This window comes from Aliinostoc maniaoense, assembly GCF_058172895.1.
The window spans coordinates 993,188-1,019,045 of record NZ_CP187952.1 but is presented as its reverse complement, the minus strand read 5'-3'; the positions used below and the strand labels follow the sequence as shown (position 1 = coordinate 1,019,045).

The 25,858-nt window shown below is 40.5% G+C and carries 27 protein-coding genes and 2 pseudogenes; 20 read left to right on the top strand and 9 right to left on the bottom strand.

Annotated features, from left to right (window positions below; all coding sequences use genetic code 11):
- Nucleotides 1-1,559: 1,559 nt before the first annotated feature.
- The 10 genes from ACPZ3T_RS04605 to ACPZ3T_RS04560 all read left to right on the top strand — a co-directional run bounded on the left by ACPZ3T_RS04605 (nt 1,560) and on the right by ACPZ3T_RS04560 (nt 11,098).
- The gene (locus ACPZ3T_RS04605) at nt 1,560-2,357 is read left to right on the top strand and encodes a cupin domain-containing protein (protein WP_490273841.1); all 798 of its coding nucleotides are present in this window, start codon (nt 1,560-1,562) and stop codon (nt 2,355-2,357) included.
- An 87-nt stretch (nt 2,358-2,444) separates the two neighbouring features.
- Nucleotides 2,445-3,245: a cupin domain-containing protein gene (locus tag ACPZ3T_RS04600; RefSeq protein WP_490273839.1), complete on the top strand. Its 801-nt coding sequence runs from the start codon at nt 2,445-2,447 to the stop codon at nt 3,243-3,245.
- Between the two features lie 187 nt (nt 3,246-3,432).
- Nucleotides 3,433-5,058, top strand: a complete 1,626-nt coding sequence (locus tag ACPZ3T_RS04595) for a GMC oxidoreductase (protein WP_490273837.1) — start codon at nt 3,433-3,435, stop codon at nt 5,056-5,058.
- Between the two features lie 31 nt (nt 5,059-5,089).
- Entirely contained in the window at nt 5,090-6,250 is a 1,161-nt protein-coding gene (locus ACPZ3T_RS04590; protein ID WP_490273835.1) for an SMP-30/gluconolactonase/LRE family protein, read from the top strand.
- A 242-nt stretch (nt 6,251-6,492) separates the two neighbouring features.
- On the top strand, nt 6,493-6,834 hold the full coding sequence (locus ACPZ3T_RS04585; protein ID WP_490273833.1) for a YciI family protein: 342 nt from the start codon (nt 6,493-6,495) through the stop codon (nt 6,832-6,834).
- A gap of 9 nt (nt 6,835-6,843) precedes the next feature.
- Nucleotides 6,844-7,461 (top strand): glutathione S-transferase family protein, encoded by a 618-nt coding sequence (locus tag ACPZ3T_RS04580; protein ID WP_490273831.1) that lies wholly within the window; start codon nt 6,844-6,846, stop codon nt 7,459-7,461.
- Nucleotides 7,462-7,464: 3 nt separating this feature from the next.
- Nucleotides 7,465-8,691, top strand: a complete 1,227-nt coding sequence (locus ACPZ3T_RS04575) for an RNA polymerase sigma factor (protein WP_490273829.1) — start codon at nt 7,465-7,467, stop codon at nt 8,689-8,691.
- Between the two features lie 18 nt (nt 8,692-8,709).
- Nucleotides 8,710-9,468 carry an SDR family oxidoreductase gene (locus ACPZ3T_RS04570; protein WP_490273827.1) on the top strand — a complete coding sequence of 253 codons (759 nt, stop codon included), beginning with the start codon at nt 8,710-8,712 and terminating at the stop codon, nt 9,466-9,468.
- Between the two features lie 297 nt (nt 9,469-9,765).
- On the top strand, nt 9,766-10,281 hold the full coding sequence (locus ACPZ3T_RS04565) for a DUF302 domain-containing protein (protein ID WP_490273825.1): 516 nt from the start codon (nt 9,766-9,768) through the stop codon (nt 10,279-10,281).
- Between the two features lie 31 nt (nt 10,282-10,312).
- The gene (locus ACPZ3T_RS04560) at nt 10,313-11,098 is read left to right on the top strand and encodes a metal-dependent hydrolase (RefSeq protein ID WP_490273823.1); all 786 of its coding nucleotides are present in this window, start codon (nt 10,313-10,315) and stop codon (nt 11,096-11,098) included.
- Between the two features lie 103 nt (nt 11,099-11,201).
- Here the strand turns inward: ACPZ3T_RS04560 and ACPZ3T_RS04555 are convergent, their stop codons facing one another.
- The 4 genes from ACPZ3T_RS04555 to xisF all read right to left on the bottom strand — a co-directional run bounded on the left by ACPZ3T_RS04555 (nt 11,202) and on the right by xisF (nt 14,325).
- Entirely contained in the window at nt 11,202-11,783 is a 582-nt protein-coding gene (locus ACPZ3T_RS04555) for a Uma2 family endonuclease (RefSeq protein WP_490273821.1), read from the bottom strand.
- A gap of 205 nt (nt 11,784-11,988) precedes the next feature.
- The gene (locus ACPZ3T_RS04550; protein ID WP_490273819.1) at nt 11,989-12,324 is read right to left on the bottom strand and encodes a XisI protein; all 336 of its coding nucleotides are present in this window, start codon (nt 12,322-12,324) and stop codon (nt 11,989-11,991) included.
- Nucleotides 12,312-12,725, bottom strand: a complete 414-nt coding sequence (locus ACPZ3T_RS04545) for a XisH family protein (RefSeq protein WP_490273817.1) — start codon at nt 12,723-12,725, stop codon at nt 12,312-12,314. Before ACPZ3T_RS04545 ends, ACPZ3T_RS04550 begins: the two co-directional genes overlap by 13 nt.
- 55 nt (nt 12,726-12,780) lie before the next feature.
- Nucleotides 12,781-14,325, bottom strand: coding sequence for a fdxN element excision recombinase XisF (gene xisF, locus ACPZ3T_RS04540; protein WP_490273815.1), 1,545 nt, complete (start codon nt 14,323-14,325; stop codon nt 12,781-12,783).
- A 109-nt stretch (nt 14,326-14,434) separates the two neighbouring features.
- Between xisF and nifS the strand changes: the two genes are divergently transcribed.
- From nifS to ACPZ3T_RS04500, 8 genes and pseudogenes are all read left to right on the top strand, one after another.
- Nucleotides 14,435-15,637 carry a cysteine desulfurase NifS gene (gene nifS / locus ACPZ3T_RS04535; protein ID WP_490273813.1) on the top strand — a complete coding sequence of 401 codons (1,203 nt, stop codon included), beginning with the start codon at nt 14,435-14,437 and terminating at the stop codon, nt 15,635-15,637.
- A 134-nt stretch (nt 15,638-15,771) separates the two neighbouring features.
- A complete protein-coding gene (gene nifU / locus ACPZ3T_RS04530; protein WP_490277118.1) occupies nt 15,772-16,674 on the top strand; it encodes a Fe-S cluster assembly protein NifU in 903 nt (300 codons plus the stop codon).
- Between the two features lie 188 nt (nt 16,675-16,862).
- Nucleotides 16,863-17,294 (top strand): annotated as a pseudogene (locus ACPZ3T_RS04525) (AAA family ATPase); the annotation flags it as partial.
- 263 nt (nt 17,295-17,557) lie between these two features.
- Nucleotides 17,558-18,526: a hypothetical protein gene (locus ACPZ3T_RS04520; RefSeq protein ID WP_490273811.1), complete on the top strand. Its 969-nt coding sequence runs from the start codon at nt 17,558-17,560 to the stop codon at nt 18,524-18,526.
- A 173-nt stretch (nt 18,527-18,699) separates the two neighbouring features.
- Entirely contained in the window at nt 18,700-18,924 is a 225-nt protein-coding gene (locus ACPZ3T_RS04515) for a type II toxin-antitoxin system HicB family antitoxin (protein WP_015137578.1), read from the top strand.
- Nucleotides 18,925-18,935: 11 nt separating this feature from the next.
- A complete protein-coding gene (locus ACPZ3T_RS04510; protein WP_490273808.1) occupies nt 18,936-19,148 on the top strand; it encodes a type II toxin-antitoxin system HicA family toxin in 213 nt (70 codons plus the stop codon).
- 181 nt (nt 19,149-19,329) lie between these two features.
- Complete coding sequence (locus ACPZ3T_RS04505) at nt 19,330-19,590, top strand: hypothetical protein (RefSeq protein WP_103135377.1); 261 nt, start codon at nt 19,330-19,332, stop codon at nt 19,588-19,590.
- Nucleotides 19,583-20,002, top strand: a complete 420-nt coding sequence (locus ACPZ3T_RS04500) for a pepsin/retropepsin-like aspartic protease family protein (protein WP_490273806.1) — start codon at nt 19,583-19,585, stop codon at nt 20,000-20,002. Before ACPZ3T_RS04505 ends, ACPZ3T_RS04500 begins: the two co-directional genes overlap by 8 nt.
- Nucleotides 20,003-20,253: 251 nt before the next feature.
- Here ACPZ3T_RS04500 and ACPZ3T_RS04495 read toward each other — a convergent pair whose 3' ends face one another.
- Together ACPZ3T_RS04495 and ACPZ3T_RS04490 are read right to left on the bottom strand one after the other, a co-directional pair.
- Complete coding sequence (locus ACPZ3T_RS04495; RefSeq protein ID WP_490273804.1) at nt 20,254-20,526, bottom strand: UPF0175 family protein; 273 nt, start codon at nt 20,524-20,526, stop codon at nt 20,254-20,256.
- A 55-nt stretch (nt 20,527-20,581) separates the two neighbouring features.
- Complete coding sequence (locus ACPZ3T_RS04490) at nt 20,582-22,009, bottom strand: integrase (protein WP_490273802.1); 1,428 nt, start codon at nt 22,007-22,009, stop codon at nt 20,582-20,584.
- A 109-nt stretch (nt 22,010-22,118) separates the two neighbouring features.
- Between ACPZ3T_RS04490 and nifH the strand changes: the two are divergent.
- Both nifH and nifD read left to right on the top strand, forming a co-directional pair.
- Nucleotides 22,119-22,577, top strand: a pseudogene (gene nifH, locus ACPZ3T_RS04485) (nitrogenase reductase); the annotation flags it as partial.
- Between the two features lie 138 nt (nt 22,578-22,715).
- Nucleotides 22,716-24,158, top strand: coding sequence for a nitrogenase molybdenum-iron protein alpha chain (gene nifD / locus ACPZ3T_RS04480; RefSeq protein WP_490273800.1), 1,443 nt, complete (start codon nt 22,716-22,718; stop codon nt 24,156-24,158).
- A gap of 264 nt (nt 24,159-24,422) precedes the next feature.
- On the opposite strand, the gene ACPZ3T_RS04475 is transcribed toward nifD, so the two are convergent.
- The 3 genes from ACPZ3T_RS04475 to ACPZ3T_RS04465 form a co-directional block, all read right to left on the bottom strand.
- Nucleotides 24,423-24,626 (bottom strand): hypothetical protein, encoded by a 204-nt coding sequence (locus tag ACPZ3T_RS04475; RefSeq protein ID WP_490273798.1) that lies wholly within the window; start codon nt 24,624-24,626, stop codon nt 24,423-24,425.
- A gap of 429 nt (nt 24,627-25,055) precedes the next feature.
- A complete protein-coding gene (locus ACPZ3T_RS04470; RefSeq protein WP_490273796.1) occupies nt 25,056-25,265 on the bottom strand; it encodes a BrnA antitoxin family protein in 210 nt (69 codons plus the stop codon).
- Nucleotides 25,262-25,555 (bottom strand): BrnT family toxin, encoded by a 294-nt coding sequence (locus ACPZ3T_RS04465; protein WP_490273794.1) that lies wholly within the window; start codon nt 25,553-25,555, stop codon nt 25,262-25,264. The genes ACPZ3T_RS04470 and ACPZ3T_RS04465 overlap by 4 nt, the downstream gene beginning before the upstream one ends.
- Nucleotides 25,556-25,858 lie beyond the last annotated feature (303 nt).

The window sequence follows — 25,858 nt, the reverse complement described above, 5'->3', positions numbered from 1 at the left end:
TGCTATGTAACCTTTTTCTATAGCTACAGACTTCAGTGTCAATAATTATGCTAACTATCTGACTATAGGTAGCATAATCACAATATAGGTAAAAATCTCTGAGGCTTCTATTATTTTTTCATTATCCTTCCTAAGAAGCGGAAACTTAAGAGTTTGAAAGATTAAACTTTTAATTTTCATCCTCGTATTCAGCAATTATTCAAAAAAGCCATACAATAAAACCTTATTCTCTCCCGAATCTTCAACAAAGTCCACAAACTAGCACCTATCATTCATTACCTAGCCTAGAAAGTTTCCCCCCGAATACTCTCTGGCTTGATGCTTGGAAACAGGTTTGGGATTAGTAACCCTTGTTTTTGATTAAATTGCCAAGATGTACAAGATATACTTGATTCTAATTAATCAACAGCTACTGATGCGTAGCCTTCCAGTTTCTATCTTGTGGTTTTTTTATCTGAATTTTTGCTTTGGCAATTTTTTTAACCATCTTGAGAATGACTGTAAAAAATAATAGCAGGACTAATAAATATAAGATAGTAGTTAAGTATAAAGAAATATAAACTATTTGCTAAATATCTAATTTTTCATTACTCAGCTATGCTTTCAGCTTGTACTACTAAATTAGTAAATTTGTTTTTATTTTTTTTTAAGTTTTTGTTGGAATTGATATTGAATCCTCACTGTTCAAGGCTTATAGCATTTTTATTAAGCAAATATCTTATGTACGAAAATCATGATATTTATGATGTTTATCAATTTATATAAAGCAATTGCCAAAATACAGGCAACTTCTGAGTAAATTGTAAAATTATTCAACAATTACCGATAACTAGTAATTTTAAAGAACTCAATAATCTCCTAATTTAACCTTGACTTAACTGTTTTTTAAAGCAATTATTAAGAACCTTTCTGTTTAATATGAAATTAATTCTTTTGGAGATAAAATTAAAAAATAGCTAAATCAAAAAATTGCCAGTATTTATTAACTGTTTCTTAATCAGAATACAATTGCAGATTAAACTTATAAGACATCAATGGATAATAATGTTAATTAACCAAGCGATGAATACCTTTGTGACGCAAATTCAATGGTTCAGCCGAATATTTAAAAATAGTAAAGCATCAAGAATTTCAAGATTCACCGTGTATATTTAAAAGAAACATCTGGCTCTTTTAAAGGGTTTATGTTCAAGAAATGAAAATCTTTGAGAGAAGCAATCATGATTTTGCTGATTTTTTATTCAATCAAAATTTCTTGAATTTAAAACATCAAAACAAAGATTTGCATTCAATAATTAGCAGCAACAAAGGTCACATTCAGAAAAATCACTAGTTGAAATACCAAAAGCATGAGATTGCTGTGATCAGCTATGAATTGGTAAGCTCCTGACGCAGAAAACAATCGTTTACATAACGAAAATTCGAGATTTTTAATTAAGTGGATTTATGAAAATCCGTCTCATCTGATGCAGTGTTTCTGAGAACCATATAACCAAGATGGTAACAAGTACAGTGCAATGCAACCAAATACCTGCAACACAAACACAGGAGATTATTTGATGAAATTCTTGAAAGTGGGATTAATTAGCTCGTTATTACTGACTGTAGTGATGAGTGCTAGAGCAGAAGCGTTTAAATTTCCCAATGTCAAACCAGATCCAGATGCACCATCTTATCTATTCCTCCCCAATGGGCCGATTACCTTTTTGAAAAGAGGTGAAACCACCGGAGGAAAGTATGCACTCATGGAAACTATAGTCCCACCAGGAGGTGCTTCTCCTCCACACATTCACCATGAAGAAAACGAGTGGTTGTATATTGCAGCAGGGAATATGCAGTTAGTAGTAGGAGATAGTTTCTATCCTGATCCTAATCAAATTCCTGGAGTGAATGCACCTAAAGATACTCTCTATGCTTTTGATGCTCCTGCTGGAACATTATTTTTTGGCAGAAAGAACTATATTCACGGAATTAGAAATATAGGAACTACAACAGGCAAAGTCTTGTTAATTACTGATCCCGCCGGATTTGAGAATCTAATTGCAGAAGTAGCTCAATCCGTTGGGGATCTGTCAAATCTGCCACCTTACGATCCCCAGACTCTGTATAGATTTGCTGGAGAAGCAGTTAACTATGGACTGGTTGGTAGTGCCTCTTTCGAGCAATTCGGAGAGATTGTTGTAGAGCATAATTTTGCGTTTCCAGACAATCATGGTGATGAGTTGCTAGCTTTGTTGTCTGATGACGTAACAGAAATTCCTGAACCTACTTTAGTAGGAGGAATTTTAGTGTTTGGTGTGACGGGTGCAATATCCATACGCAAACGTAAATCTAAATCTATGGACAAGGTAGCTTAATCCCATAGAAGTTAGATGCTTCCGGGACTAGACGGAAATTTTGAGATTTAATCCACCACAAACTTTAGATGTCAAGGAGAATTGAACATGAAATTATTTGGAATTGGCGTAATTAGCTCTTTACTATTGACTTTAGCTATCGGCCCCAAAGCAGAAGCTTTTGTCTTTCCTGAAATCACACCAGATCCAGACGCACCATCCTATTTATTCTTTGATGGACAACCGTTTACCTTTGTGAAAAGAGGCGAAACTACTAACGGCCAATACACATTGAGAGAAACTATTGTTCCGCCAGGAAAAGGTGCATTCCCACATATCCATCAAGATGACGACGAATGGTTATATGTTGAAGAAGGGACTCTACGAATCTTTTTGGGAGAAAATATTTATGATGACGTTAGTCTGATCCCAGGAGTGAATGCGCCTAAAGACATTCTGCACGCTTATGATGCACCGGCTGGAACATTAATTTATACTCCCAGATATCGCACTCATGGAGTTTTAAACCCCACTGATACAGATGCCAAATTGAAAGTACTTTGGAATCCTCCTGGATTTGAGGAGATATTTAAAGAACCAGGCATCATTGCAGTACCAGATTTATCAAATATCCCACCTACTCCTGCTGATTATCCTCAGACCTATGCCCAAGCGTCTGGTAAGTTTGGATTAGTCTCTAGTATTGCTTACGACCAATTTGGAGACATAGTATTTGATGACTATATACTCCAACAAGACAATCGTGCTGATTACGTGTTGCAGATCATTGCAGCAGGTTCTCGACAAGTACCTGAACCTTCTGTTGTATCTGGCGTGATAGTATTTGGTGCTACAGGTGCAGTTTCTCTGTGGAAGCGTAAATCTAAGTCAGTCCGTAAAGTGGGTTAATTAGACAACAGTTCCGTTGTCAACGCTTCAATTTCAATATTGGCTGATCATGACGAGGTAGGCCGAACAGCCTACCTCAAAAATAAAAGAGACAATCCCACAAATATGCAAAAGTCATTTGAGAATTTTGGCAATGCAACTATGGGAGTTATCTAGAGTCCAAATGATGGCTTAATCATCTAAAATTATGGTCAAGAACGAGTTTTACAGTCGTCGGCGGTTTATCCAAAGTACTGCCCTATTTTCTACAGCTTTAATCACTTCATTAGTTAGCGATCGCTGGGTAAATGCTCAAGAAGAAACTGTAGAAGCTTTAGTCATTGGTAGCGGCTTTGGTGGTGCTGTAGCAGCTTTGCGTTTAGGGCAAGCTGGGATCAATACATTAGTGTTAGAACGAGGTCGTCGTTGGCCTATCACCTCTGCACAAAATACTTTTGCTACCTATCGTCAGCCTGATGGGCGTTCCACATGGCTCAGTCCTAAGACATTAATTTTTGACGAAGTTCCTATAGACGTATATCCAGGGGTTTTAGAACGTCAAGATGAAACAGGAATTTCCGTTTATTCTGGTGCAGGTGTTGGTGGTGGTTCTTTAGTTTACAACGGTGTCACCTACCAACCGCCAAAAGAGCTATTCTATCGGGTGTTTCCCAAAGAAATTGATTATGAACAAATGGATAATGTTTATTATCCCCGCGTTCTTTCCATCATCAAACCAGGGCCAATTCCCCCAGATATTTTAGCTACCAAATACTATTTATCAACTCGTCTGTTTCTCCAACAAGCCGCTAATGCTGGAGTGCCTGGTAAATTGCTAGACATTGCCGTAGATTGGGACGTAGTTCGTCAAGAAATTAATGGCACTAAAATTCCGGCCACAATTATTGGCGAGGACTGGTATGGGATTAATAGTGGTGCGAAAAAGAGTCTCGATCGCAACTACTTAGTTCAAGCCGAGCAAACTGGGCGTGTAGAGATTTTACCTCTGCACATAGCTACAGAAATAGGAGAAGTGCCAGGACATGGCTATCGAGTTGTTTGTCAGCAGATTGATGAATCTGGCGCAGTGGTAGCGACGAAAACAATCGTCTGTAAATATTTATTTTTAGCTGCTGGTTCAATGGGAACTTCTAAGCTATTAGTGAAAGCTAAAGCTACAGGCACACTAGCTAGATTGAATAACTACATTGGTCTAGATTGGGGGACTAACGGAGATACCTTTTCAATTCGTGGAGGTTTTCCCTTACCTACCAACACCAATTTAGGGGGGCCTGCTACGGCAGTAATTCAAGACTTTAATAATCCTTTTGGGCCGCTCTCTATAGAATTGCTTTCAGTTTGGAATGCGCCTGATGGACTGTTGGCATTTGTGGGTATAGGTTTACCCTCTGTCAAAGGAAGATTCCATTACGATGCCATCAGAGGTGCAGTGAAGCTGACTTGGCCTGATACTCAGGTTGTGGGAGATCCCCGACTGTTAAAAGCCACACAATTTTCTTATCGAACGATTGATCGCAAGAATGCTTTGGCCTTTGGTAAGACACAAACCAACACTATGCTAGGCAGTTATTATCCCAATAAGACTAGAATTGGCGGTGCAGTTTTAGATAGATTTCCTACCTTCCATCCATTAGGGGGAGCAGTATTAGGTAAAGCTTGTGATTTGTATGGCCGCGTCATGGGTTATCGGGGCTTGTATGTAGTTGATGGCGCACTCATGCCTGGTTCAACTGGATGTACAAATCCCTCCTTAACGATCGCAGCTTTGGCAGAACGTTGCTTAGAAAAGGTTATTGCTGAAGATATTGCTTAATTGATGATTTGATATTGAACAGGATAATGACGTGAAAATCCATCACTGGTCTATTGCCTTATTAACTGCGCTGATGATTAGTGTCCCCCAAGCGGCTCAAGCTGCTCGGATGTTGGGGGACTCTCGTGTATTTGCTGAACTACCTGATGAACCTGGTTATCCTGAAGACGTTGCCTTATTGGGCGATCGCGTGTTTATTTCCGGGCCTGCCCAGTCGAATTTGTTCGTCCAACCGAGTGTTTTAGAGTACGATTTAAACTCCGGGGCGTTGGTGCGGCAATATGATATTACTGGTCAGAATCCTAACTTACCCCAGGCGATCGCAGGTATTGTTTTCGATAAAAAAAATCGCCTCTATGTAAGTGACATTCAACAGGGGATTGTTAGATTTGATGTCACTCAATCTAACCCTGTACAAGAAATTTATGCGACTGCATTACCAGATATACCCATTTGCTCTAGTGTGGCGGCGGCAACTCCTTGTTCTCCCAATGGGGTAGAACTGCCACCACTAATTAATGATATTGTCTTTGATGCCAAAGGCAATCTGTATATGACTGACTCCTTTCAATCTACAATTTGGCGAGTTGCACCAGGTGGCGGCACTCCAGAGATTTGGTATCAGGACAGTCGCTTTGATGGCTTTGGTGCGAATGGCATCCGAGTTGATCCTACAGGCAAATATATGTACATAGCATCAACCTTGGATCTCTTGGGTAAGGGATTTATCTACACCTTACCCCTGGTTGATGCTCCCAGTAGCAGCGATATGTCTATCTTTTTTGAGTATGGAGTCAATGAAGCTCCAGCAGGGATTGAATTTGGCAAGTCAGGGAATCTTTATGTAGTGCTGGGTAAAGGCAACCAAATTTCAATTCTGTCTCCTGATGGCACAGAAATTAATCGTTTTTCTGGCCCTGCTATTAGACCGAATGACCCGGAAAATCCCTTACTTTGGAGAAATCCATCGAATATTGCCTTTAATAACAAAGCTCGTTCACTCTTAGTCACTAACAATCCCATACCTACCATCTTTGACCCTGAGCCTGAATTTGCAGTTTACGATGTTTTTGTAGATGATGTGGCGGTAGGAGTGCCTGAACCCAGTAGTGTGTTAGGAACTATGTTGTTTTTGGCATTAGGCTGGGGTTTTGGGACTCGGCGTGGGAGTAAAAACAGCGATCGCTGCTAGGATGCAGAAAAAAGATTTGCTGAATTTAACGATCAAGCTTGTGAGGTGGGCATTTTGTCCACCTCCTTATACAAGAGATGGGACAGTCTCAAAACCCTTAAAATCAAGGCATTGAGACAACGCCAAAAAAATTTTTGATTTTTACTCATGCCTGTGTCGAAATCGCTCTTGCTCAATCGTTATAGATATAGAAAGCATAAAATACATTGTGCTTCACTCCCATTAATGACGAATGTACCAATATGAAGTACGCAATTCTGGTTTACGAAACAGAACAAGATTTTGCTAACCGTGATACCGCTAAGGCTGCTTATAATGCCTATTCTCAAGCTTTGATGGCTGCTGGCGTGATTGCAGGTGGAGCAGAATTACACCCATCACACACTGGCACAACTATCCGTTTACGTGACGGACAAAGAAAAGTGCAAGATGGCCCCTACGCAGACACTAAAGAACAACTCGGTGGTTTATTTATTGTTGATGTGCCGAATTTAGATTTAGCGATGGATTGGGCAGCACGTTGTCCAGCTGCTAGTAAATGTTGTGTTGAAGTTCGTCCTTTAATGTCCACAGCTGAGGAATAAGTCAAGAGTATGAAGCTTTATTATTTCCCCCCCTCTCCCAATACTCGCAAAGCTCATGCTGTGGCTCTTCATTTAGAACTGCCTATCGACCTGCGATTTGTTGATGTGCAGCAAGGCGAACAGTATACACCAGAATATATGCAGTTGAATCCTACCAACCGGACTCCAGTATTACAGGATGGAGACTGGTCGATTTGGGAATCAACAGCTATTATGCAATACTTAGCTAGCCAAGTTCCCAATTCTCTTTGGCCTGAGGATGTCAAAAGTCGTGCAGAGATCATGCGCTGGCAAAGTTGGCAGTTAGCTCACTGGACTCCGGCGTGTCAACCTTTGCAATACGAAAATTTTGTTAAACAACTCACACAAAAAGGTGATCCCGATCCTGAAGTTGTAGAACGTGCTACCAAAGCCTTCCACAAGGAAGCAACGGTGTTAAACAACCATTTGGCGGAGTGCGAATATTTAGTTAACAACACTTTGACATTAGCAGATTTTGCGGTTGCAAGTGATTTAACTTATGCTGCCCTAGCAGGTTTCCCCTTAGAAAACTATCCTCATATCCAAGCTTGGTACGCTAAGATTGAGCAGTTACCTGCTTGGCAGAAAACCGCACCACAGGGATAAATTATGGTGATAGACGCACGTCGAGTAGCAGAATTAGCGGCACGCAACTCTTATGGACGTTTGGTTGCTTATTTAGCAGCGCGATCGCGGGATGTGGCGGCGGCGGAGGATGCTCTCGGCGATGCGTTCCTGGCGGCTTTAAAAACTTGGCCAGAAGCCGGAGTCCCAAAAAATCCCGAAGCGTGGTTGTTGGTAGCAGCAAAAAATCGGCTCATTGATGATGCACGTCGGACTCAAGTTAAAGATAGGGTGATTAATGCTCTGAAATTGACGGGAATTGAGACGCAAACCGACCCCCCCCTGGAAATAGCAGATGTGTTCCCAGATGAACGCCTGAAACTGCTGTTTATTTGCGCTCACCCTGCGATTGATCCGAGCATTCACACACCCTTAATGTTGCAAACTGTACTGGGTTTGAATGGATCTGAAATTGCTTCTGCTTTTCTGGTTGCACCTGCAACTATGAGCCAACGTCTTGTACGTGCTAAGGCAAAAATTAGAGATGCCGGCATTGCCTTTGAGTTACCGGAGGCGGGAGAGTTATCAACTCGATTAGAAGCAGTTTTAGAAGCAATTTATGCCGCTTACACTAATGGTTGGGATAACCTTACAGGAGGTGATCCCCGACATCAAGGGTTAGCAGAAGAAGCTATATGGTTGGCGCGTCTGTGCGTGCAACTGATGCCAGAAGAACCAGAAGTTCGGGGTTTGTTGGCTTTGATGCTGCATTGTGAGGCTCGACGCAACGCGCGTCGCACTCCAAACGGTGATTATGTGCCGTTGTCGGAGCAAGACACGGCACTGTGGTCACAGCCAATGATTGCTGAAGCAGAGCGGGAATTGGCTCAAGCGGCTCAATTTCACAAATTAGGACGTTTTCAACTAGAAGCGGCAATTCAGTCTATCCATGCCCAAAGGTTAGTGACTGGATGCACTGATTGGGAAGCTTTGGCACTGTTATATGAAGGATTAATTCAGATTGCACCCACTTTGGGAGCATTAGTGAGTCGTGCGGCGGCAATTGCAGAGGCGAAAGGCTTTGAGAAAGGGTTAACACTCTTGGAATTTATCCCGATGGAATCTGTCAGAAACTATCAACCATACTGGGCGATTAAAGCTTACTTACTCAAGCGTTTAGAACGGCAATCTGAAGCTCAGACGGCTTATGCTCGTGCTATTGGTCTGACTGAAGACCAAGCAATCCGGGAGTTTCTGATGCGTCAACAGTAAACTAATGTGAATAGGACTATGAAAATTAACGGCAACACAGTTTTAATTACTGGTGGTAGCTCAGGTATTGGCTTGGCGATCGCTAAAGCTTTATTAGACTTAAACAATCAAGTCATCATCTGTGGACGCAATCAACAAAAATTAGCACAAGTTAGTCAAACTTACCCAAAAATACACACTTTTTTGTGCGATATTACTCAACCTAATCAAGTCAGTGAGATGTTCTCTGCCATTAAGTCCCAATTTGGGGACTTAAATTTACTGGTGAACAATGCTGGTATCATCAAATTTTATGATTTTATTGATGATCAAGATGCCTTGATCAATGGTGAGCAAGAGATTGCAACTAATCTGTTGGGAACATTACGCGTTACAAAAGCTGCTTTACCATTACTTTTAAACAGCAAAGAATCTGCGATCGTTAACATTTCATCGATAGTTGCCCTTGTACCTTCTGGAAATCTAGGAATTTATGCGGCAACAAAAGCTGCTTTGCATTCATTCTCCCGTTCTCTGCGACAACAGCTAGAGCCGAAAAAAGTCAAGGTATTTGAAGTCATGCCGCCTTTTGTTGATACTGAAGCTATTGAGGAAATCAATGCCGATAAGGTGTCACCAACTGAGGTAGCTGAAGCTCTCATCAGAGGTTTACGCGCCAATAAATATGAAATCCGAATTGGGCCTGCAAAAGCTCTTTACTTTGCTCATCGACTCTCACCTGCAAAAGCTGAAGATATACTCAAACAACTTGAAACTAAAGCTTTTGCTCATCAGTGAACATAACGAAACTTCCAATTAATGCCTGATGTGAATAATAGTAAGTCTGGATGATGATTTATCTTGTAGTTCTGGCTTGTATCCTTTTTTCTTTGGTCAAAACTATGCTTTGTCTTCGCTTTGCATAAATTTACGGTATGCACACAATTTGCTTCATCGGCATTGTTAATGTATCGCCTAACAATGGCAATGTATCGCCTGACAATAGCAATGTAATGATGAAACTAACCGAATTTGACCCAAATTTTCATGACTCAATTCACATTATACGTAATTAATAAAATCTCAGGGTAAGGAATGACAACTATTAACTCCATGCTCAATATGAGCTTTACAGTCACCCGTGTTGTTGCTGTTTCTGAAAAGACATTTGAGGAAGTGACAAGCGTGATTGAAGCAATGGCAACTCCAGCTGATAATCAACTCCTCAGACAACTGAAAAGATTAGATACAAATAAATCTTTTGAGCAAGTTCAAAGTGCAGTTGAGTCAATGGTGGGAAAAAGTGGTTTTACTAGCTTGGTAGATTTTGAATTAGGTGGCTTGCTGACATCTGCATCTGGTAAACGTAATAAATCGAAGCTTTATATCATTGGTAATCCGCTCATCGCTAACCAAATGTTTGAGCAAGATCCAACGGTGGGACTTTATGTTCCCTTGCGGCTATTTGTCTACGAAAATGTTGATGGCAAGACTTATGTTACTTATGACAAACCATCATCATTGTTAGGTCAATTACAGAATCCAGAAATATTAAAAGTGGCGCAAATGCTTGATCGTAAGCTCGAAGATTTGGTGGCGATCGCTCTCTAAAAATAGAAACTATTAATGGAGTATTAAAATTATGCCTCCCATCATTATCAGGCAACAAAACTTTAAGTTTCCTGAGCATATTGACAGGTATTGGTACGCTAATAGTCCCTTCAAAACCCATTTTTTTAATAGTATTACATTACTATTTCCTGATGGTGAGCAATTTATGCTACGGACTATTAAACGACAAATCAAGCAGATTGAAAATCCTCACTTAAAAGAGGAAGCTTTAGCATTTGTCGGTCAGGAAGCCCAACACGCTCTCCAACATGAGAAATTTTGGCACAATCTTTGGCAACAAGGTTATAAGTTTGACACTTATCTTAATTGCTTGCGGTTCATTCTTTTTAATGTTTGCGAAAAACGCTTGAATAATACATTCAAGTTAGCAATGATTGCCGGAGTTGAGCATTTTACTAATGTTATAGCAGAACTAACTTTAAAAGAAGAATTATTTGCAGATGCAGATCCTACATTAAAAGAGCTTTTTGAATGGCATTCTGCTGAGGAAATTGAGCATAAAACAGTTGCTTATGATGTGTTTCAAACCGTAAGTAAGAATTACTTAATTCGCTTAATCGGTATGCTCTTAGCTTATAGTTTTATTCTCAGTTTTGTGAATTTTGGGTTACTGACTATGCTGCACCAAGATAAAAAGCTGTTAGATGTTAAAGTTTGGTGGGAAATGCTAGAGTTCTTCTTTAATAAGGAAAAATTCTTTTTTAAAGCATTCTGGCACTCACTAGAATATTTGAAAATCAATTTTCACCCTGCTCATAGGGATAACTATATTTTAATTAAGAAAATTCTTGGTTAATCAATTTGTTGTCATTCACCATTAATTTATCTGAAAAAGCTAGGTACTCTACGAGATCGCAATTTGATTTTGAAGTCATTTTTTCATCCAGCATTTTCAACCGCTATTCTGCTTCTCCTCCCAAGACAACCCCTTCGTATAGTAGTGCGATCGCAAATTCAAATTCGATGCTAGATAGAGTAATCATATCTCCCTCTGTGTAGGGGTAGTAAAGCCACATTCTGCCCTCTCCCCGACAGTAGCGTTCTACGGAGATGGTTTCTGAATCTATCAGTAAATATTCTTGTAAAGAAGGTATTTTCAGGTAATTGGTGAATTTTTCGCCCCTATCTTTACCGCTTGTAGCAGGGGAGAGAACTTCGGCAATTATTTTGGGGTTTTGAATAAATCTGCGCGCATTGAGGTCTTGAGGGTCGCAACTGACGATAACATCAGGGTAATAGTAAGGACTTTGAGGCGTAACTTGCACTTTCACGTCTGACACATTGACTCGACAACCTCTAGCACGTAAATGAGGGCGTAAGGCTGTGTATAAGTTAAGTGCAATATCATTGTGAGGAATTGTACCACCTGTCATTGCAAAAACTTCGCCGTTAACGTATTCGTAGCGAAGGTCTTGCAGGGGTTCCCATGCGAGATATTCCTCAATGGTCATTTTTTGCGGTTGTTGGGGAATGGCTACCATACAAGATTTTTCCAGTTTGTCTTGATTCTAGCGAATAGGTTCTGCTGGTGTAGGCGTTAGCGTAGCTTACCGTAGGTATCGCTCTTTTCTCTTTTGGTGTAATTATGCTTTCTCGCATTAACACACCCTAAATCTGATGACTGATAAACTCCCTCTTCAGCAGACAGTTGAAACTAAAACAGCAGTTGTGAGAGATTCTGATCTTTTATCCTACAGAAAAACTAGTCAGTTGACGCATTTTTGGTGTATGGAATCCAATAACAATATCCTCTTTAATCACACCCATTTCTAACAATTCCGCAGCAATATCTACTTCAGTAGTATTTTGCTGAATCCAGATTTTTCCATTTTTGATGTCCAGGTGCATTATAGGCCCATAAACCCGTTTTTGTTGATTCCAACCGATGCTGATAATTTGGTAATGGTCACGTTCTGTATCAAATATTAGCTCGATTTCTACATCGCCATAACTAGGTTTGTACTGTGCATATTTCTCTAAAAGTTGCTGCACTTTTAGTCGATATTCATCTAATTTAGCCATTGCACTATTTCCTCCGTTTCAATGTTGTAAATCAGCAGTAGAATTTTGGTTTCCTGCACGACTGTTTGAGTAAAGGGCAAGCTAAAAAAATCGTTATAAGTTACTGAAGGGACTGCCAAATATAAAATTCGTTCTGGGTCTTCTGTCCGTAGGGCAATGCGATAGTTGATAAATTGCCCCAAGGCTGTATGAAATTCTGATATCTTTGAGGCACTGGCGAAACTTTTAATTTCAACTGCTATTTTCTCCCCAGCTTTTTCTGCGGCAATGAGGCGTTCTGCACCTAAATCAATTTGCACATCTACCCCACCGCAACGAATACTTAACGGGTCGTCTGTAATTGTCCATCCGTCTTTTTCCAGGGCTGCTCTCACAATGTCATGAAATAAATCTCTCGCCATACTAATTTATCACTTTTTTCTTCTGGAGTATGTAAAAGCGCGATCGCAACATTGACTAGTAACGATACTCAATGGCTGTAACAAAATTTCCATCTACGCGTATTTTTTTAATGCAACCATTGAGTATTGCTCGTTTATCTTGGGCATTGAGTCCTTGCCAGTAGCTTTTATGAGCAAAAGCCTGGATAATTCTTTCCTTAGCAATCAGAGATTGTTTAGCGATATTATTGGTTGCTCCGAGTGCGATCGCAATTTGTTCTTTAAGGTCATTTTTGATTTGTTCAATGGCTGAACTTGGTGGTAATGTTTCCAAATTATTCAGCGATGCGCGCAGAGTTTTGACTTCTGGGGGTTCTTCTATAATGGGTTGCTCATCTGTTTCTACCAAGTTTGCTAATCGTTCGGCTTCTTGTGCTAATAAATCCATTAATTGGATATCTAATATTTTTGAGGAAATCATATTTTTATTATTACAATTACCAGCTTTATACAAACGACACTGATAATAATAAATAGCTTGCCCATTTTTATCTACTCGTTTGGCGTGGCGTGTCATTGAGCCACCACAATGATCGCATTTAAGTAAATTAGCAAATGGATTTACTTCGCTATCTTCTCTAGCATTCCATCGGTTGTTGCGATTACCTCTGATAATTTGTTTTATGCGTTCGTGTTCGTCATAGGTAATAATTGCCTCATCGTCATGAGTTCCCCATTTCACCTTCCATTCGTCAAAATTTTTGCGTTTTCCCTTTGATTTCACATAAGTATCAAAAGGCAATCCCCCAGCGTAAACAGGGTTTACTAATAATGCTTTTAAACCTGGTATTGACCATCTTAAACCAGACCACGGATAACGCAAGGGATGATTAGTTTTATTTGGTGTAAAGACAATTTTATCTAAGTCGTCATCACTAACAATTTGTGCAGATTTTTCCAGCTTATTCCAATTTAAAGCTTTTGTTTCTATACCAAAATCTGAGTGTAGTTTACGCACCGTTGCCGCAACTGAACCGCACTCAAAAAAAGTTTTAAAAATATACCGAGCTACATCAGATACAGTTAATTCTTTACGTCCTTCTAGCAAACAAACACACGGTGATTCATCGCGCACATATTTATCTTTATCGATACGGTATCCTAATGGCGCAACTCTGTGACTTTTTCCTTGAGTTACCCGATGACGACGTTCACTTTTCAATCTCTCTGTCACCATTCTGACCTCAAATTTGGCAGCAGCAAGTAACATATCAATTGTTAATTCTCCGCCTAGACTATCAGGATCAACTCCTTGATCTAGAGCGATTAATTTAATCCCTTTAGATCGTAATACCTCTAATAATGAATAAAACAACCGCGATGATGAGCCAATCCGGTCAATCCGAGTGAATTGCAATGATTTTACTTTACCTGTTGGAGATGTCTGCAAATCATTAATTAATTGTTGTAGCCCTTCCCTGACTTCTGTTGTTCGTGATTGAATATCCCAATATACCTTTGCACAGCCAGCATTCTGCAAACGTTCGATTTGCTTACGCAACGCACCTTTATCTGCTTGCTGCTCCTCACTGCTAACTCTGGCGTAACCCCAAACTTCCATAACAACCCATAGACACAACCCTCATTATATTTGATAGCGAATACTTCTATTCACAGAAATATTCCGAACAATTACAAAAGCATCAGGGTGAAATCTTAGGGGTATAAACATGAGTGTTATTTATTTGGATAACAATGCTACCACTAAGGTAGACCCAGCAGTTGTAGAGGCTATTATGCCCTACCTGACTGAATATTACGGTAATCCATCTAGTATGCACACCTTCGGCGGGCAACTGGCCAAGGCTGTGAGAAAAGGTAGAGAACAAGTTGCAGCCCTATTGGGTGCTGATGAATCAGAAATTGTGTTTACAAGTTGTGGAACTGAAGGCGATAATGCTGCTATTCGCGCCGCCTTGTTAGCCCAACCGGAAAAACGCCACATCATCACCACCCAAGTTGAACACCCCGCAGTCCTCAATGTCTGCAAACAATTAGAAACCCAAGGCTATAGTGTTACATATCTGTCTGTAAATCGTCAGGGGCAATTGGATTTAGATGAACTAGAAGCCTCGTTGACAGGTAACACCGCCCTGGTGACGATTATGTATGCCAACAACGAAACCGGAACTGTATTCCCCATTGAGCAGATTGGGATGCGGGTGAAGGAAAAGGGCGCGATTTTCCATGTAGACGCAGTACAAGCAGTAGGTAAGATACCTCTGAACATGAAGACCAGCACCATAGATATGTTAACTATGTCTGGTCACAAAATTCACGCTCCTAAAGGTATTGGTGCGTTATATGTGCGCCGTGGCGTGAGATTTCGTCCCTTGTTGATTGGTGGACACCAAGAAAGAGGCCGACGCGCAGGTACAGAGAACGTAGCGGGCATCGTCGGCTTAGGGAAAGCAGCAGAATTGGAATTACTGCACATAGAAACAGCGATTAAGAAAGAAACAAGGCTGCGCGATCGCCTAGAACAAACTTTACTTGCTAAAATTCCTGAGTGTGAAGTTAATGGTGATATTACGCAGAGATTGCCTAATACCACTAACATCGGATTTAAATACATCGAAGGTGAAGCCATCCTGCTCTTACTCAACAAACATGGCATCTGTGCCTCGTCTGGTTCGGCTTGTACCTCTGGGTCACTTGAACCGTCCCACGTCCTCCGGGCAATGGGTTTACCATACACCACCCTCCACGGTTCGATTCGCTTCAGTCTTTGCCGCTACACTACGGAAGCTCAAATCGATCGCGTCATCGAAGTCATGCCCGAAATTGTCGAACGCCTCCGCGCTCTCTCGCCCTTCAAAAATGACGAAGCGGGTTGGCTGCAAGCACAAGAAGAAACATTGGCTCATCGTTAATTAGGGAATGGGGAATAGGGAATGGGGAATGGGGCATAGGGAATAGAAATAATTACCAATGCCCGATGCCCGATGCCCAATGCCCAATGCCCAATGCCCACTCACAACTCAAAACTCAGCACTCGGAACTAAATATGTGGGACTACACAGATAAAGTATTAGAACTGTTCTATGATCCCAAGAATCAGGGGGTTATCGAAGAAAACGGCGAACCTGGCGTGAAGGTTGCCACCGGTGAAGTAGGGAGTATTGCTTGCGGTGATGCGCTGAGATTGCACATCAAAGTTGAAGTCGCAACTGATAAGATTCTGGACTCTCGCTTCCAAACTTTTGGCTGCACCAGTGCGATCGCTTCTTCAAGTGCCTTAACCGAAATGATTAAGGGTCTGACCTTAGATGAAGCTCTGAAAGTAACAAATAAAGACATTGCTAATTACCTCGGTGGCTTGCCAGAAGCCAAAATGCACTGCTCTGTGATGGGGCAAGAAGCTCTAGAAGCTGCCATCTATAACTATCGTGGCATTCCTCTCGCTGCCCATGATGACGATGATGAAGGGGCTTTAGTTTGCACTTGCTTTGGTATCAGTGAAAACAAAGTTCGTCGCGTCGTGACCGAAAATAACCTTATCAGTGCGGAACAAGTAACAAATTACATCAAAGCTGGTGGCGGATGCGGTTCTTGTTTAGCTAAGATTGATGATATCATTAAAGATGTAAAGGAAAAGAACGCCGTAACGAATCTCAACACAAATGGCGTAAACCCTGCGGAAAAAATACCTAATTTTGGGCAAAAACGACCTTTAACCAACGTTCAAAAGATTGCCCTCATCCAAAAAGTATTAGATGAAGAAGTTAGACCCGTCTTGATAGCCGACGGCGGAGATGTAGAACTCTACGACCTAGACGGCGACATTGTCAAAGTAGTGCTGCAAGGCGCGTGTGGTTCTTGTGCCAGCTCTACAGCCACATTAAAGATAGCAGTTGAATCAAGATTACGCGATCGCGTCAGCCCCACTCTAGTAGTAGAAGCAGTCTAGTTGACTCTCAAAAGAACTTTCACAACTACATAACGAACGATCATGAGTACAAATTCTAGCTTGGTTTCCGTAGAGCGATCGCCCCCCTTCGGCGACGTTCTACCAAACCTCACAGCCATAGCTCAACAGGCGTGAGATCCAAACACAAAGACCGACCAACTAACCAACACTAGCAGGAAAAGAGAACAATGACTGACGAAAACATTAGACAGATAGCTTTCTACGGTAAAGGTGGTATCGGTAAATCTACCACCTCCCAAAACACCCTTGCAGCTATGGCAGAAATGGGTCAACGCATCATGATCGTAGGATGCGACCCTAAAGCTGACTCTACCCGTTTGATGCTCCACTCCAAAGCTCAAACCACCGTATTACACTTGGCTGCTGAACGCGGTGCAGTAGAAGACCTCGAACTCGAAGAAGTAATGCTGACCGGTTTCCGTGGTGTTAAGTGCGTAGAATCTGGTGGTCCAGAACCCGGTGTAGGTTGCGCTGGTCGTGGTATTATCACCGCTATTAACTTCTTGGAAGAAAACGGTGCTTACACAGACCTAGACTTCGTATCTTACGACGTATTAGGTGACGTTGTATGTGGTGGTTTCGCTATGCCTATCCGTGAAGATTAAGCTGTGTTTGCCAAAGTTTTTACTATGCAATTGACTGAAGATTTTGATTTTATATCGCCCTAATTTTTCCCTGGTGAGAGTTAAATAAAGTTGATTGTTTTTATATATTTGAACTTTATTTTCACCCTATTTGTTCCCTGATGTCAATAGTAATACATGATTTTTGATAAATCTGTAACTAGGACTTACTATTGCACTTGTCCTTGAAATATTCATGTAATGTTATGATTTCATAAATAAGTAAGAGAGTTAAAATCATGGGAATTTTTCACTTTATGGGAGTTGGCGGAGCCGTTGGAGCTATCACTTGCGCTGTAGATTATATTGAAAACTGTTTAGAGAAAAGAAAAAATAATAAATCCAATACTGAAATTGAAAGAATGTTTTCAAAGTCAGGAGGAATTAACCATCAAGAGTCACAACCTGGAAAAATTGAGGCAATTGTATTTTTTACAAGTGAAGAAGTTATTCATAGAAATTTCAAGGCTTACGACTATCATGGTTGCCAATATCCTGGACAAGTTAGGGATGAAATTGAAAAGATACTCAGTAAAGTGTGGAAAACTGCTGATAAAGATGTAGGACGAAAATTATACTGGTGTCAAGTTGAGATTGACAATTTTAGAGATTGTTATGAGAAAACAATGTTAGTAGCCAGAAGATTTAGCCCACAAAGAAGCCAAGGAAAAGAAATTTGGTGTAATCTAACTGGAGGTACAAATACCATCAATCTTGCTTTGATGACAATGGCGAGATTAACTGGTACTTCTACAAAACATTATCTAATTTCACAGAGAAATGAATATAAAAAAGAAATTTATACTCCTACAGGGATAGATTTAAGACCTAATAAAGACGGTTATTTTAATGTTATTCCATTCCTTAAAAGTGATGTAGATTTTTGTTTCTATGAAGTTTTAGCAGAATTAGAATCAGTCAATAAAAGTATTAGCAGCGAGGAATTATTAAGTAGGGTTAAGGGAAGAATAACATCATTAGCAGGTCTGACTGATGATTTGTTTAAAAAACGGTATTTGTTGAAACTTTATGGACTAGGTTATACAATCTATGACCAGGATAAAGATGAAGTAAGAATTTCTGAGGAAGGTAAGCAGTTTGTTAATGATGAGTTAGCGGGATTCATGGATATTTATGATGTCATGGATGATAAGGATATTGTGGCTGAATCAAAATCATGGTCTTGGTTCTATGAGCAAACCCTATAATCAATATACTGAATCTTGCCTTTGCTCTTTGTCAAAGTAGAGCAACACTTTTGAAAAAATACGAATATTTCTTTTCCTGTGTTTGGTTCGCAAAGAGCGATCGCCAAGCTAAAATGGTTTAGCATTTATCTGAGTATGAACATTGTTATGAATAAAAAAACGGAGTTGATATAATGCAAAGTCCGATATCTACTCACTTAACTATTGAAGTTGAACAAGAAGATGACGGTCGTTGGATTGCAGAGATTATAGAAATACCAGGTGTAATGGTTTATGCTGCGACTCAACAACAAGCCATATCTAATGTGCAGGCTTTAGCTCTGCGAGTGATTGCTGACAAACTAGAACACGGGGAAATTAGCTTAGGTTTAACCAGTCTCACCTTTATTGCAGCATAAAGGATGGTGATATGAGTCAGTGGTCATCAACAAAAGCTAGACAAGTGTTAGCTGCACTAGAAAAAATTGGATGGATCGTTAAAAGACAAACAGGGTCGCATAAAATCTTAGAAAGAGAAGGTTGGGATGACTATGTATTTGGGTTTCGGGATAGTGATGAAATTGGCTCAAAAATGCTCGCTCGTATCGCTAAAAAAACAGGATTAAAACCAGAGGACTTATAAGAATTTGAGCATATTGGCAATGTAAAATATCAAAAAAGGAAACAATAAACATGATAAGGCAAATTATGCGATCGCAAATTTGATTGATACTTGATGCAGTGATATCTGCGGTAAGCAAAGTCAAAGTATTGATAGTTGCTATTATCATAGAAAAATCATCGAACTTTTAATCAGTGGCAATATGTCTCTCAATCACTTAATACCTGCTGTCAGCCAGCTATCTCACCAAGACAAACTACGCCTCATCCATTTTCTCTTGTTAGAGGTAGCAAAAGAAGAAGGATGTAATCTCGAATCAACTCATCATCAAGAACCGGAAAACCTCCTATTAGAGCAACTAGCATCGACAGAAGCTGTTGTCTGGTCTCCCTATGATGCCCATGAAGCCGCCCAAACATTATCTGATATGCTTACCGCACACAAGGAAGAAAACAATGCTTGAGGGTAGAAGATTTCCCTTCATAGAGCGAAGTAATACCCCTGGTGTTTCTAGCACTATGCCCTATTTGCCATTGACTTTGACTTACAAAAACCACCCTCTAGAAGCTATGGCTTTGCTAGACACAGGTGCAAGCGTGAATGTTTTGCCTTACGAATTAGGCTTGCAATTGGGAGCAGTCTGGGAAGAGCAAACAGTCCCAGTTCAGTTAACGGGAAATCTCGCTCGTTCGCCAGCACGAGGATTAATTCTCTCAGCTACAGTTGCTGATTTTTCCCCTGTTTTGCTTGCATTTGCTTGGACAGAATCGAGGGAAGCACCCCTGATACTTGGACACATGAATTTTTTTGCCGAGTTTGATGTCTGTTTTTACCGCGCAGACTTAGCCTTCGAACTGCGCCCAAGAATTAAATGATAGAGCCATAAGATGGTGCAACGCAGATTTCCTGAACAATACCACTAGTGAAGTCGGGGGCTTGTACTAGGCTGTTGACTTTGTTAAAATTTGGGCGGTTTTTAGTAATTTTGTACGCGATGTTTAATTTGTGCCTCAAAGCCTTCTCAAAACACAGTTTCAGCCATCGTAACTACGCACATTTTTTGCATGGACAAAATCCCAAAAAAGGTACAGAGTCAACAGCCTAGGCTTGTACCCATAATTACGAATTACGAATTAGTAATTATTTCGTGACGTTCCAACTCCTCCGCTAATTCTTCAGGAGTTACTTGAAAAGGTGAAACATTATAACGATGCAATGCTTCTAGAAACTGATGGCGACTCACTCCAGCAATTTCAGCAGCTTTAGATTGAGAAATCGTACCAACTTCATACCATTTGACAGCAGCCGCTAAACGCATTTCCTTTACAAAATTTTCTGGATTACTGCGGAGTGCAGAAAACACATCATTTGGTAGTTCGATACTAATTTGTATGGTCATAGATTAAGTTGGATTTACAGATTTTTCCTGGGCTAACATCTATCAGCCATTGTATCTAATTCATCAGACGAATGAAATCTTTCTTTTCTATTTGTAACTTCAATTTTTCATTTTCTAGTTTCAACATCTCATTTTCTTGCTGAAGTTCAATCACCATATCTTGTAATTCTTGCACCTTAGACTTTTTCTTAATTGCCTCTTCAATAGCAACCTTGCGATTTTCCAAACTAAACCATTTTTGATAGATAGATGTGTGCATATTCACCGAATGACCCAAATTATCAGCAGCAGCTTTAATTGGTATTCCCATTAAATGCGCTCGAATTGCCCAAGCGTGACGTAAATCATAGGGTTGAAAAGTAATACCAACAAATCTAAACCATCTGTCTGTACCATGTCGCGCCGAATTAATCTGTTGACTAGAAACTTTGTTTTGGATTTTTGCTTTCAATAACTCGATTGCTTCCGTGTCAGTTTTTAAGTGAAAAGTTTCCACCCAATGGGGATATAAAGGTAAAGCTTCCCTTTCCCCTGTTTTACATTCTTCATTCACACGCCAAGTATTCATCGTATTATCTGGTGATAACCACCAATCTAAATCAGGATTAAGAAAAATTTCTCTAGGTCTTAATCCATAGGTAGCTAACATTCCATATACCCAACGCCACAACTTCCAATTATTTCTATCTTCCCTTGTCAGCAACTTACTGGGACGATTAATAGCGTAAGTCTCAAACTTGAGATATTCCTGTTCTATTTCTGTATCAGTTGGTATATCACGCTTGCGGGTAGAACTAGGTTTTATTTTCAGATTACTTAATTCTGGAACTTCTAAACCAGAACACTTACACAACACCCTAATAACTTTAATTAACTCATTTTTGACGCTATCTGATGAATTACAACAGTTTACAGCTTCAATAAAATTGGCATTGTTTGCTAGTTTATCCTTGGGCAAATGTGTTTGAGCAATATAGCGATAACTATTAAATGTATTTTCACTTCTCAAAGTACGTTTGCGAGTTTGGAAATAATTGTTCTCGAAGTCTGCAATCAAATCACCAATTGTTTTTTCTGTGCTTTTCTTGCGAGTTTTGCCTAAGTATTTATCATTCCATTGAAATTGTTTTCTTGCTATTAATCTTCCTAACTCATGGGCTTCTTCTTCCGCAGTATTTAACCCATCAAAATTAAACGGGATACCCAAAGAAATGTCGTATTGCTTTGTTCCTATACCGTTTTTATCAACATCTCCTGGTTTAATGGGTAGGGTAGTTCTCAGTTGTAGTGCTTTACCAGATTTTCTGACGGAAACATTCACCCTAGCAGCTTTCAGTCTAGCATTTACCGCCTTTAACTCGATTTCCAATTTTTCCGCTAGGTGATTTTCTTGATTTGTGACTGCTTGCATTCTGCCTAAATATCCTCCATCAGTGATGGCTGTTTGTTGAAAATCGGCAAATGCTTCCTGTGTTCTGTTCATACCCTAGATTTACCCTAATAAAAAAACTGTCCATCATTGACATTGATGACAGCAAACATTGTTAAAAATGAACATTTTCGGCTATTAAGAGCATATCACTGCTCTTACCCGTGAAGGTAAAGCACAAGAAATCTACATCGTTACCTCTGGTGAAATGATGGCGATGTACGCTGCAAACAACATCGCTCGCGGTATTTTGAAATATGCTCACTCCGGCGGTGTACGCTTAGGTGGTTTGATCTGTAACAGCCGTAAAGTTGACCGTGAAGACGAGTTAATCATGAACTTGGCTGAACGTTTGAACACCCAAATGATTCACTTTGTACCCCGTGACAACATCGTTCAACACGCTGAATTGCGTCGTATGACCGTTAACGAATACGCACCAGACAGCAACCAAGGTCAAGAGTACCGCGCATTAGCTAAGAAGATCATCAACAACGACAAACTCACCATTCCTACACCAATGGAAATGGATGAATTAGAAGCTCTGTTGATCGAATACGGTCTATTAGACGACGACACCAAGCACGCTGAAATCATCGGTAAGCCCGCTACAGCTAAATAGGTCATGCCGTAATTAGGAGACACGGAGAAAGGAAGATGCGGAAGTAATTCCCCTTCCCACTCTCCCTTCCCACTTCTCCCTCTCCCTTGTCCCATCCGTTCTATTTCTCCATTCTTAAAGAGTCACTGAGGCAGACTAATGACACCTCCAGAAAACAAGAATCTTGTAGATGAAAACAAGGAACTTATTCAAGAAGTTCTGAAAGCTTATCCCGAAAAATCTCGCAAAAAACGCGAAAAACACCTCAACGTCCACGAAGAAAACAAGTCAGATTGCGGCGTTAAGTCTAACATCAAATCCATTCCTGGTGTAATGACCGCTCGTGGTTGTGCTTATGCAGGTTCTAAAGGTGTGGTTTGGGGTCCTATTAAGGACATGATCCACATCAGCCACGGGCCTGTAGGTTGTGGTTACTGGTCTTGGTCTGGTCGTCGTAACTACTACGTAGGTGTAACTGGTATCAACTCCTTTGGTACTATGCACTTCACCTCCGACTTCCAAGAACGCGACATCGTATTCGGTGGTGACAAAAAACTCACTAAACTCATCGAAGAACTCGACGTTCTGTTCCCCCTCAACCGTGGTGTTTCCATTCAATCTGAATGTCCCATCGGTCTAATTGGGGATGACATCGAAGCTGTTGCTAAGAAAACTTCTAAGCAAATCGGTAAGCCAGTTATCCCCTTACGTTGCGAAGGTTTCCGTGGTGTATCCCAATCTTTAGGACACCACATCGCTAACGACGCTATCCGTGACTGGATCTTCCCACACTTCGACAAGGCTAAGAAAGAAAACAAAATTGACTTCGAGCCAAGCCCATACGACGTAGCATTAATCGGTGACTACAACATCGGTGGTGATGCTTGGGCTAGCCGTATGCTGTTGGAAGAAATGGGCTTACGTGTAGTAGCTCAGTGGTCTGGTGACGGTACTCTTAACGAGTTAATCCAAGGGCCTGCTGCTAAGTTAGTTCTCATCCACTGCTACCGTTCTATGAACTACATCTGCCGTAGCTTGGAAGAAGCTTACGGTATGCCTTGGATGGAGTTCAACTTCTTCGGCCCCACCAAGATTGCTGCTTCTTTACGTGAAATCGCAGCTAAATTTGATTCCAAGATTCAAGAAAACGCTGAGAAGGTAATTGCTAAGTACACACCAGTAATGAATGCTGTACTTGAAAAATACCGTCCTCGCCTCGAAGGTAACACCGTAATGTTGTACGTAGGTGGTCTACGTCCTCGTCACGTTGTTCCCGCGTTTGAAGACTTGGGTATCAAAGTTGTTGGTACAGGTTACGAGTTCGCCCACAACGACGACTACAAACGTACTACCCACTACATCGATAACGCCACCATCATTTACGATGACGTTACCGCCTACGAATTTGAAGAGTTCGTAAAAGCTAAGAAGCCTGATTTAATCGCTTCTGGTATTAAAGAGAAGTACGCCTTCCAAAAGATGGGTCTTCCCTTCCGTCAAATGCACTCTTGGGATTACTCCGAACCTAGCGATGGGGTACAAATGTCAGGTGGGGTAATGTTTTTTGGTGAGGGGAGAAAAATAAGTCTATTTTTAGCCTAAATGCGGGTTGTAGGGTTATCTGAGAACAATATATTTTTGCTGCTTGAGACAATATAACTCTTATCGGGTCTGGTTGTTGGGTTTTGCTTAGGTTTTGGTTAGATGAAAATTGTAAAATGAAAGACTATTTTAATTGATATTATTTTAGATTAATTGGGGCGATTGGGCGATCGCGTGATAGGTGTGGAAGCAGATATTGGCAAAAGGAGAGTACAGAAATTTCCGTACTCTCCTTGTTAATTAATTATGCAATGAAGTAGTATTTTAGGCTTCTGCTCCTTCTAGGTCTTGATCGTCCGACCCCAACAAATTACCAACAGCCTCATCGTGTCTTTCCCAACCTTCTTCCCAAGCTTCAATTCCCTTTTCAGTTACATATTCGCCAAATTTTTCGCCTGCGGCTGTTGCTGCTGCTGTTACAAAGGTTACTCCAACTCCGGCGGCAATGGTCGATAAAGGTTCTGCCATGTCTAAAAACCTAGTGAAAAACTATATTTTTAAGTGTAACTATAAAAACATAAGACATTAGTAAGAAACAAATAAAGATTAGGTTTAATTTCTTTCTCGAAATAGACATTATAGTCAGGTAAAATACATAGTCACTGGTAGTATGCGTTGTCACAAAGCACAATGCACTCTAATGGATTAATTAGTGATTGCACTTAGCACTTAAAACCTATTTAAACCGTCCAATCCTCTATTAAAAATCCCGCTACTTTGCTGAAATCCCGATGATTGCGTGTTAATAAAACTAATTGACGAGATAGAGCAATGCCTTTGGTGGGCTACGTCAACGCATCAAGCACCCACTGTAAGCGACTATACCCCACAAATATGATTGAATTAGCTTGATGTGCTAGCGATACCTACGGTAAGCTCCGCTAATGCACTAAGTTTTTATACCCAGTCTAGAGAAGGTCTACGCTTAGACTTGGCACAATCTTGTAAGTAGAGATTAATCAAAGTTTGATAGGGAATACCTGTTTCTTCTGCCAGAGTCTTGAAATACTCAATCACATCTTCTTCTAAACGAATTGTAATCTGCTTTTTCAGATTTTTCAGATAGGGATTACGAACAGACTCTGAAAAATCATACTCTTCTCTCATGGCAAAAAATCCTCATATTGCTGACGTTCGCGCCTTGTAGCTAGACGAGCAGAGATGATCCGAATTAAGCGATCGCTCTCTTTGTACAAGTGAGATACTATTAATAATCGAAACTCATTACTCATACCCAGCATCAGAAACCGATCTTCCTCAATTGAATGTTCTGGATCGTAAATTAAACGGGCATTTTCGTCATAAAAGACAGTTTGCGCCTCTTCAAACGATACGCCATGCTTACTTTCGTTGCTTTGAGCTTTGGAGAGATTCCACTCAAATTCTATCTCACTCATACATACATTGTAGTTATAGAGTCCCCTATAAGCAAATATAATATCTATTTAAACCGTCCAATCGTCAATTAACAATCTGGGTACTTTGCCGAAATCTGGATAATTTCACCTTAATAAAACTGGTATATGGAATAGAGTGATACCTGCTGTAAGCTCCGCTAACGCACTCCACAAATATGATTGAATTAGCTTGATGGGCTGGCGATACCGACGGTAAGCTCCGCTAACGTACTCATAGCTAAAGTTAGCGATCGCTACGGTAAGCTACGCTAACGCACCCAATAAATATCATGCAATTACCTT

Bases quoted from the DNA above. Each gene is read 5' to 3' on its own strand.
- ACPZ3T_RS04605 (WP_490273841.1), top strand. From the start codon at position 1,560: ATGAAATTCTTGAAAGTGGGATTAATTAGCTCGTTATTACTGACTGTA.
- ACPZ3T_RS04600 (WP_490273839.1), top strand. From the start codon at position 2,445: ATGAAATTATTTGGAATTGGCGTAATTAGCTCTTTACTATTGACTTTA.
- ACPZ3T_RS04595 (WP_490273837.1), top strand. From the start codon at position 3,433: ATGGTCAAGAACGAGTTTTACAGTCGTCGGCGGTTTATCCAAAGTACT.
- ACPZ3T_RS04585 (WP_490273833.1), top strand. From the start codon at position 6,493: ATGAAGTACGCAATTCTGGTTTACGAAACAGAACAAGATTTTGCTAAC.
- ACPZ3T_RS04580 (WP_490273831.1), top strand. From the start codon at position 6,844: ATGAAGCTTTATTATTTCCCCCCCTCTCCCAATACTCGCAAAGCTCAT.
- ACPZ3T_RS04575 (WP_490273829.1), top strand. From the start codon at position 7,465: ATGGTGATAGACGCACGTCGAGTAGCAGAATTAGCGGCACGCAACTCT.
- ACPZ3T_RS04570 (WP_490273827.1), top strand. From the start codon at position 8,710: ATGAAAATTAACGGCAACACAGTTTTAATTACTGGTGGTAGCTCAGGT.
- ACPZ3T_RS04565 (WP_490273825.1), top strand. From the start codon at position 9,766: ATGACAACTATTAACTCCATGCTCAATATGAGCTTTACAGTCACCCGT.
- ACPZ3T_RS04560 (WP_490273823.1), top strand. From the start codon at position 10,313: ATGCCTCCCATCATTATCAGGCAACAAAACTTTAAGTTTCCTGAGCAT.
- ACPZ3T_RS04555 (WP_490273821.1), bottom strand. From the start codon at position 11,783: ATGGTAGCCATTCCCCAACAACCGCAAAAAATGACCATTGAGGAATAT.
- ACPZ3T_RS04550 (WP_490273819.1), bottom strand. From the start codon at position 12,324: ATGGCTAAATTAGATGAATATCGACTAAAAGTGCAGCAACTTTTAGAG.
- ACPZ3T_RS04545 (WP_490273817.1), bottom strand. From the start codon at position 12,725: ATGGCGAGAGATTTATTTCATGACATTGTGAGAGCAGCCCTGGAAAAA.
- xisF (WP_490273815.1), bottom strand. From the start codon at position 14,325: ATGGAAGTTTGGGGTTACGCCAGAGTTAGCAGTGAGGAGCAGCAAGCA.
- nifS (WP_490273813.1), top strand. From the start codon at position 14,435: ATGAGTGTTATTTATTTGGATAACAATGCTACCACTAAGGTAGACCCA.
- nifU (WP_490277118.1), top strand. From the start codon at position 15,772: ATGTGGGACTACACAGATAAAGTATTAGAACTGTTCTATGATCCCAAG.
- ACPZ3T_RS04520 (WP_490273811.1), top strand. From the start codon at position 17,558: ATGGGAATTTTTCACTTTATGGGAGTTGGCGGAGCCGTTGGAGCTATC.
- ACPZ3T_RS04515 (WP_015137578.1), top strand. From the start codon at position 18,700: ATGCAAAGTCCGATATCTACTCACTTAACTATTGAAGTTGAACAAGAA.
- ACPZ3T_RS04510 (WP_490273808.1), top strand. From the start codon at position 18,936: ATGAGTCAGTGGTCATCAACAAAAGCTAGACAAGTGTTAGCTGCACTA.
- ACPZ3T_RS04505 (WP_103135377.1), top strand. From the start codon at position 19,330: ATGTCTCTCAATCACTTAATACCTGCTGTCAGCCAGCTATCTCACCAA.
- ACPZ3T_RS04500 (WP_490273806.1), top strand. From the start codon at position 19,583: ATGCTTGAGGGTAGAAGATTTCCCTTCATAGAGCGAAGTAATACCCCT.
- ACPZ3T_RS04495 (WP_490273804.1), bottom strand. From the start codon at position 20,526: ATGACCATACAAATTAGTATCGAACTACCAAATGATGTGTTTTCTGCA.
- ACPZ3T_RS04490 (WP_490273802.1), bottom strand. From the start codon at position 22,009: ATGAACAGAACACAGGAAGCATTTGCCGATTTTCAACAAACAGCCATC.
- nifD (WP_490273800.1), top strand. From the start codon at position 22,716: ATGACACCTCCAGAAAACAAGAATCTTGTAGATGAAAACAAGGAACTT.
- ACPZ3T_RS04475 (WP_490273798.1), bottom strand. From the start codon at position 24,626: ATGGCAGAACCTTTATCGACCATTGCCGCCGGAGTTGGAGTAACCTTT.
- ACPZ3T_RS04470 (WP_490273796.1), bottom strand. From the start codon at position 25,265: ATGAGAGAAGAGTATGATTTTTCAGAGTCTGTTCGTAATCCCTATCTG.
- ACPZ3T_RS04465 (WP_490273794.1), bottom strand. From the start codon at position 25,555: ATGAGTGAGATAGAATTTGAGTGGAATCTCTCCAAAGCTCAAAGCAAC.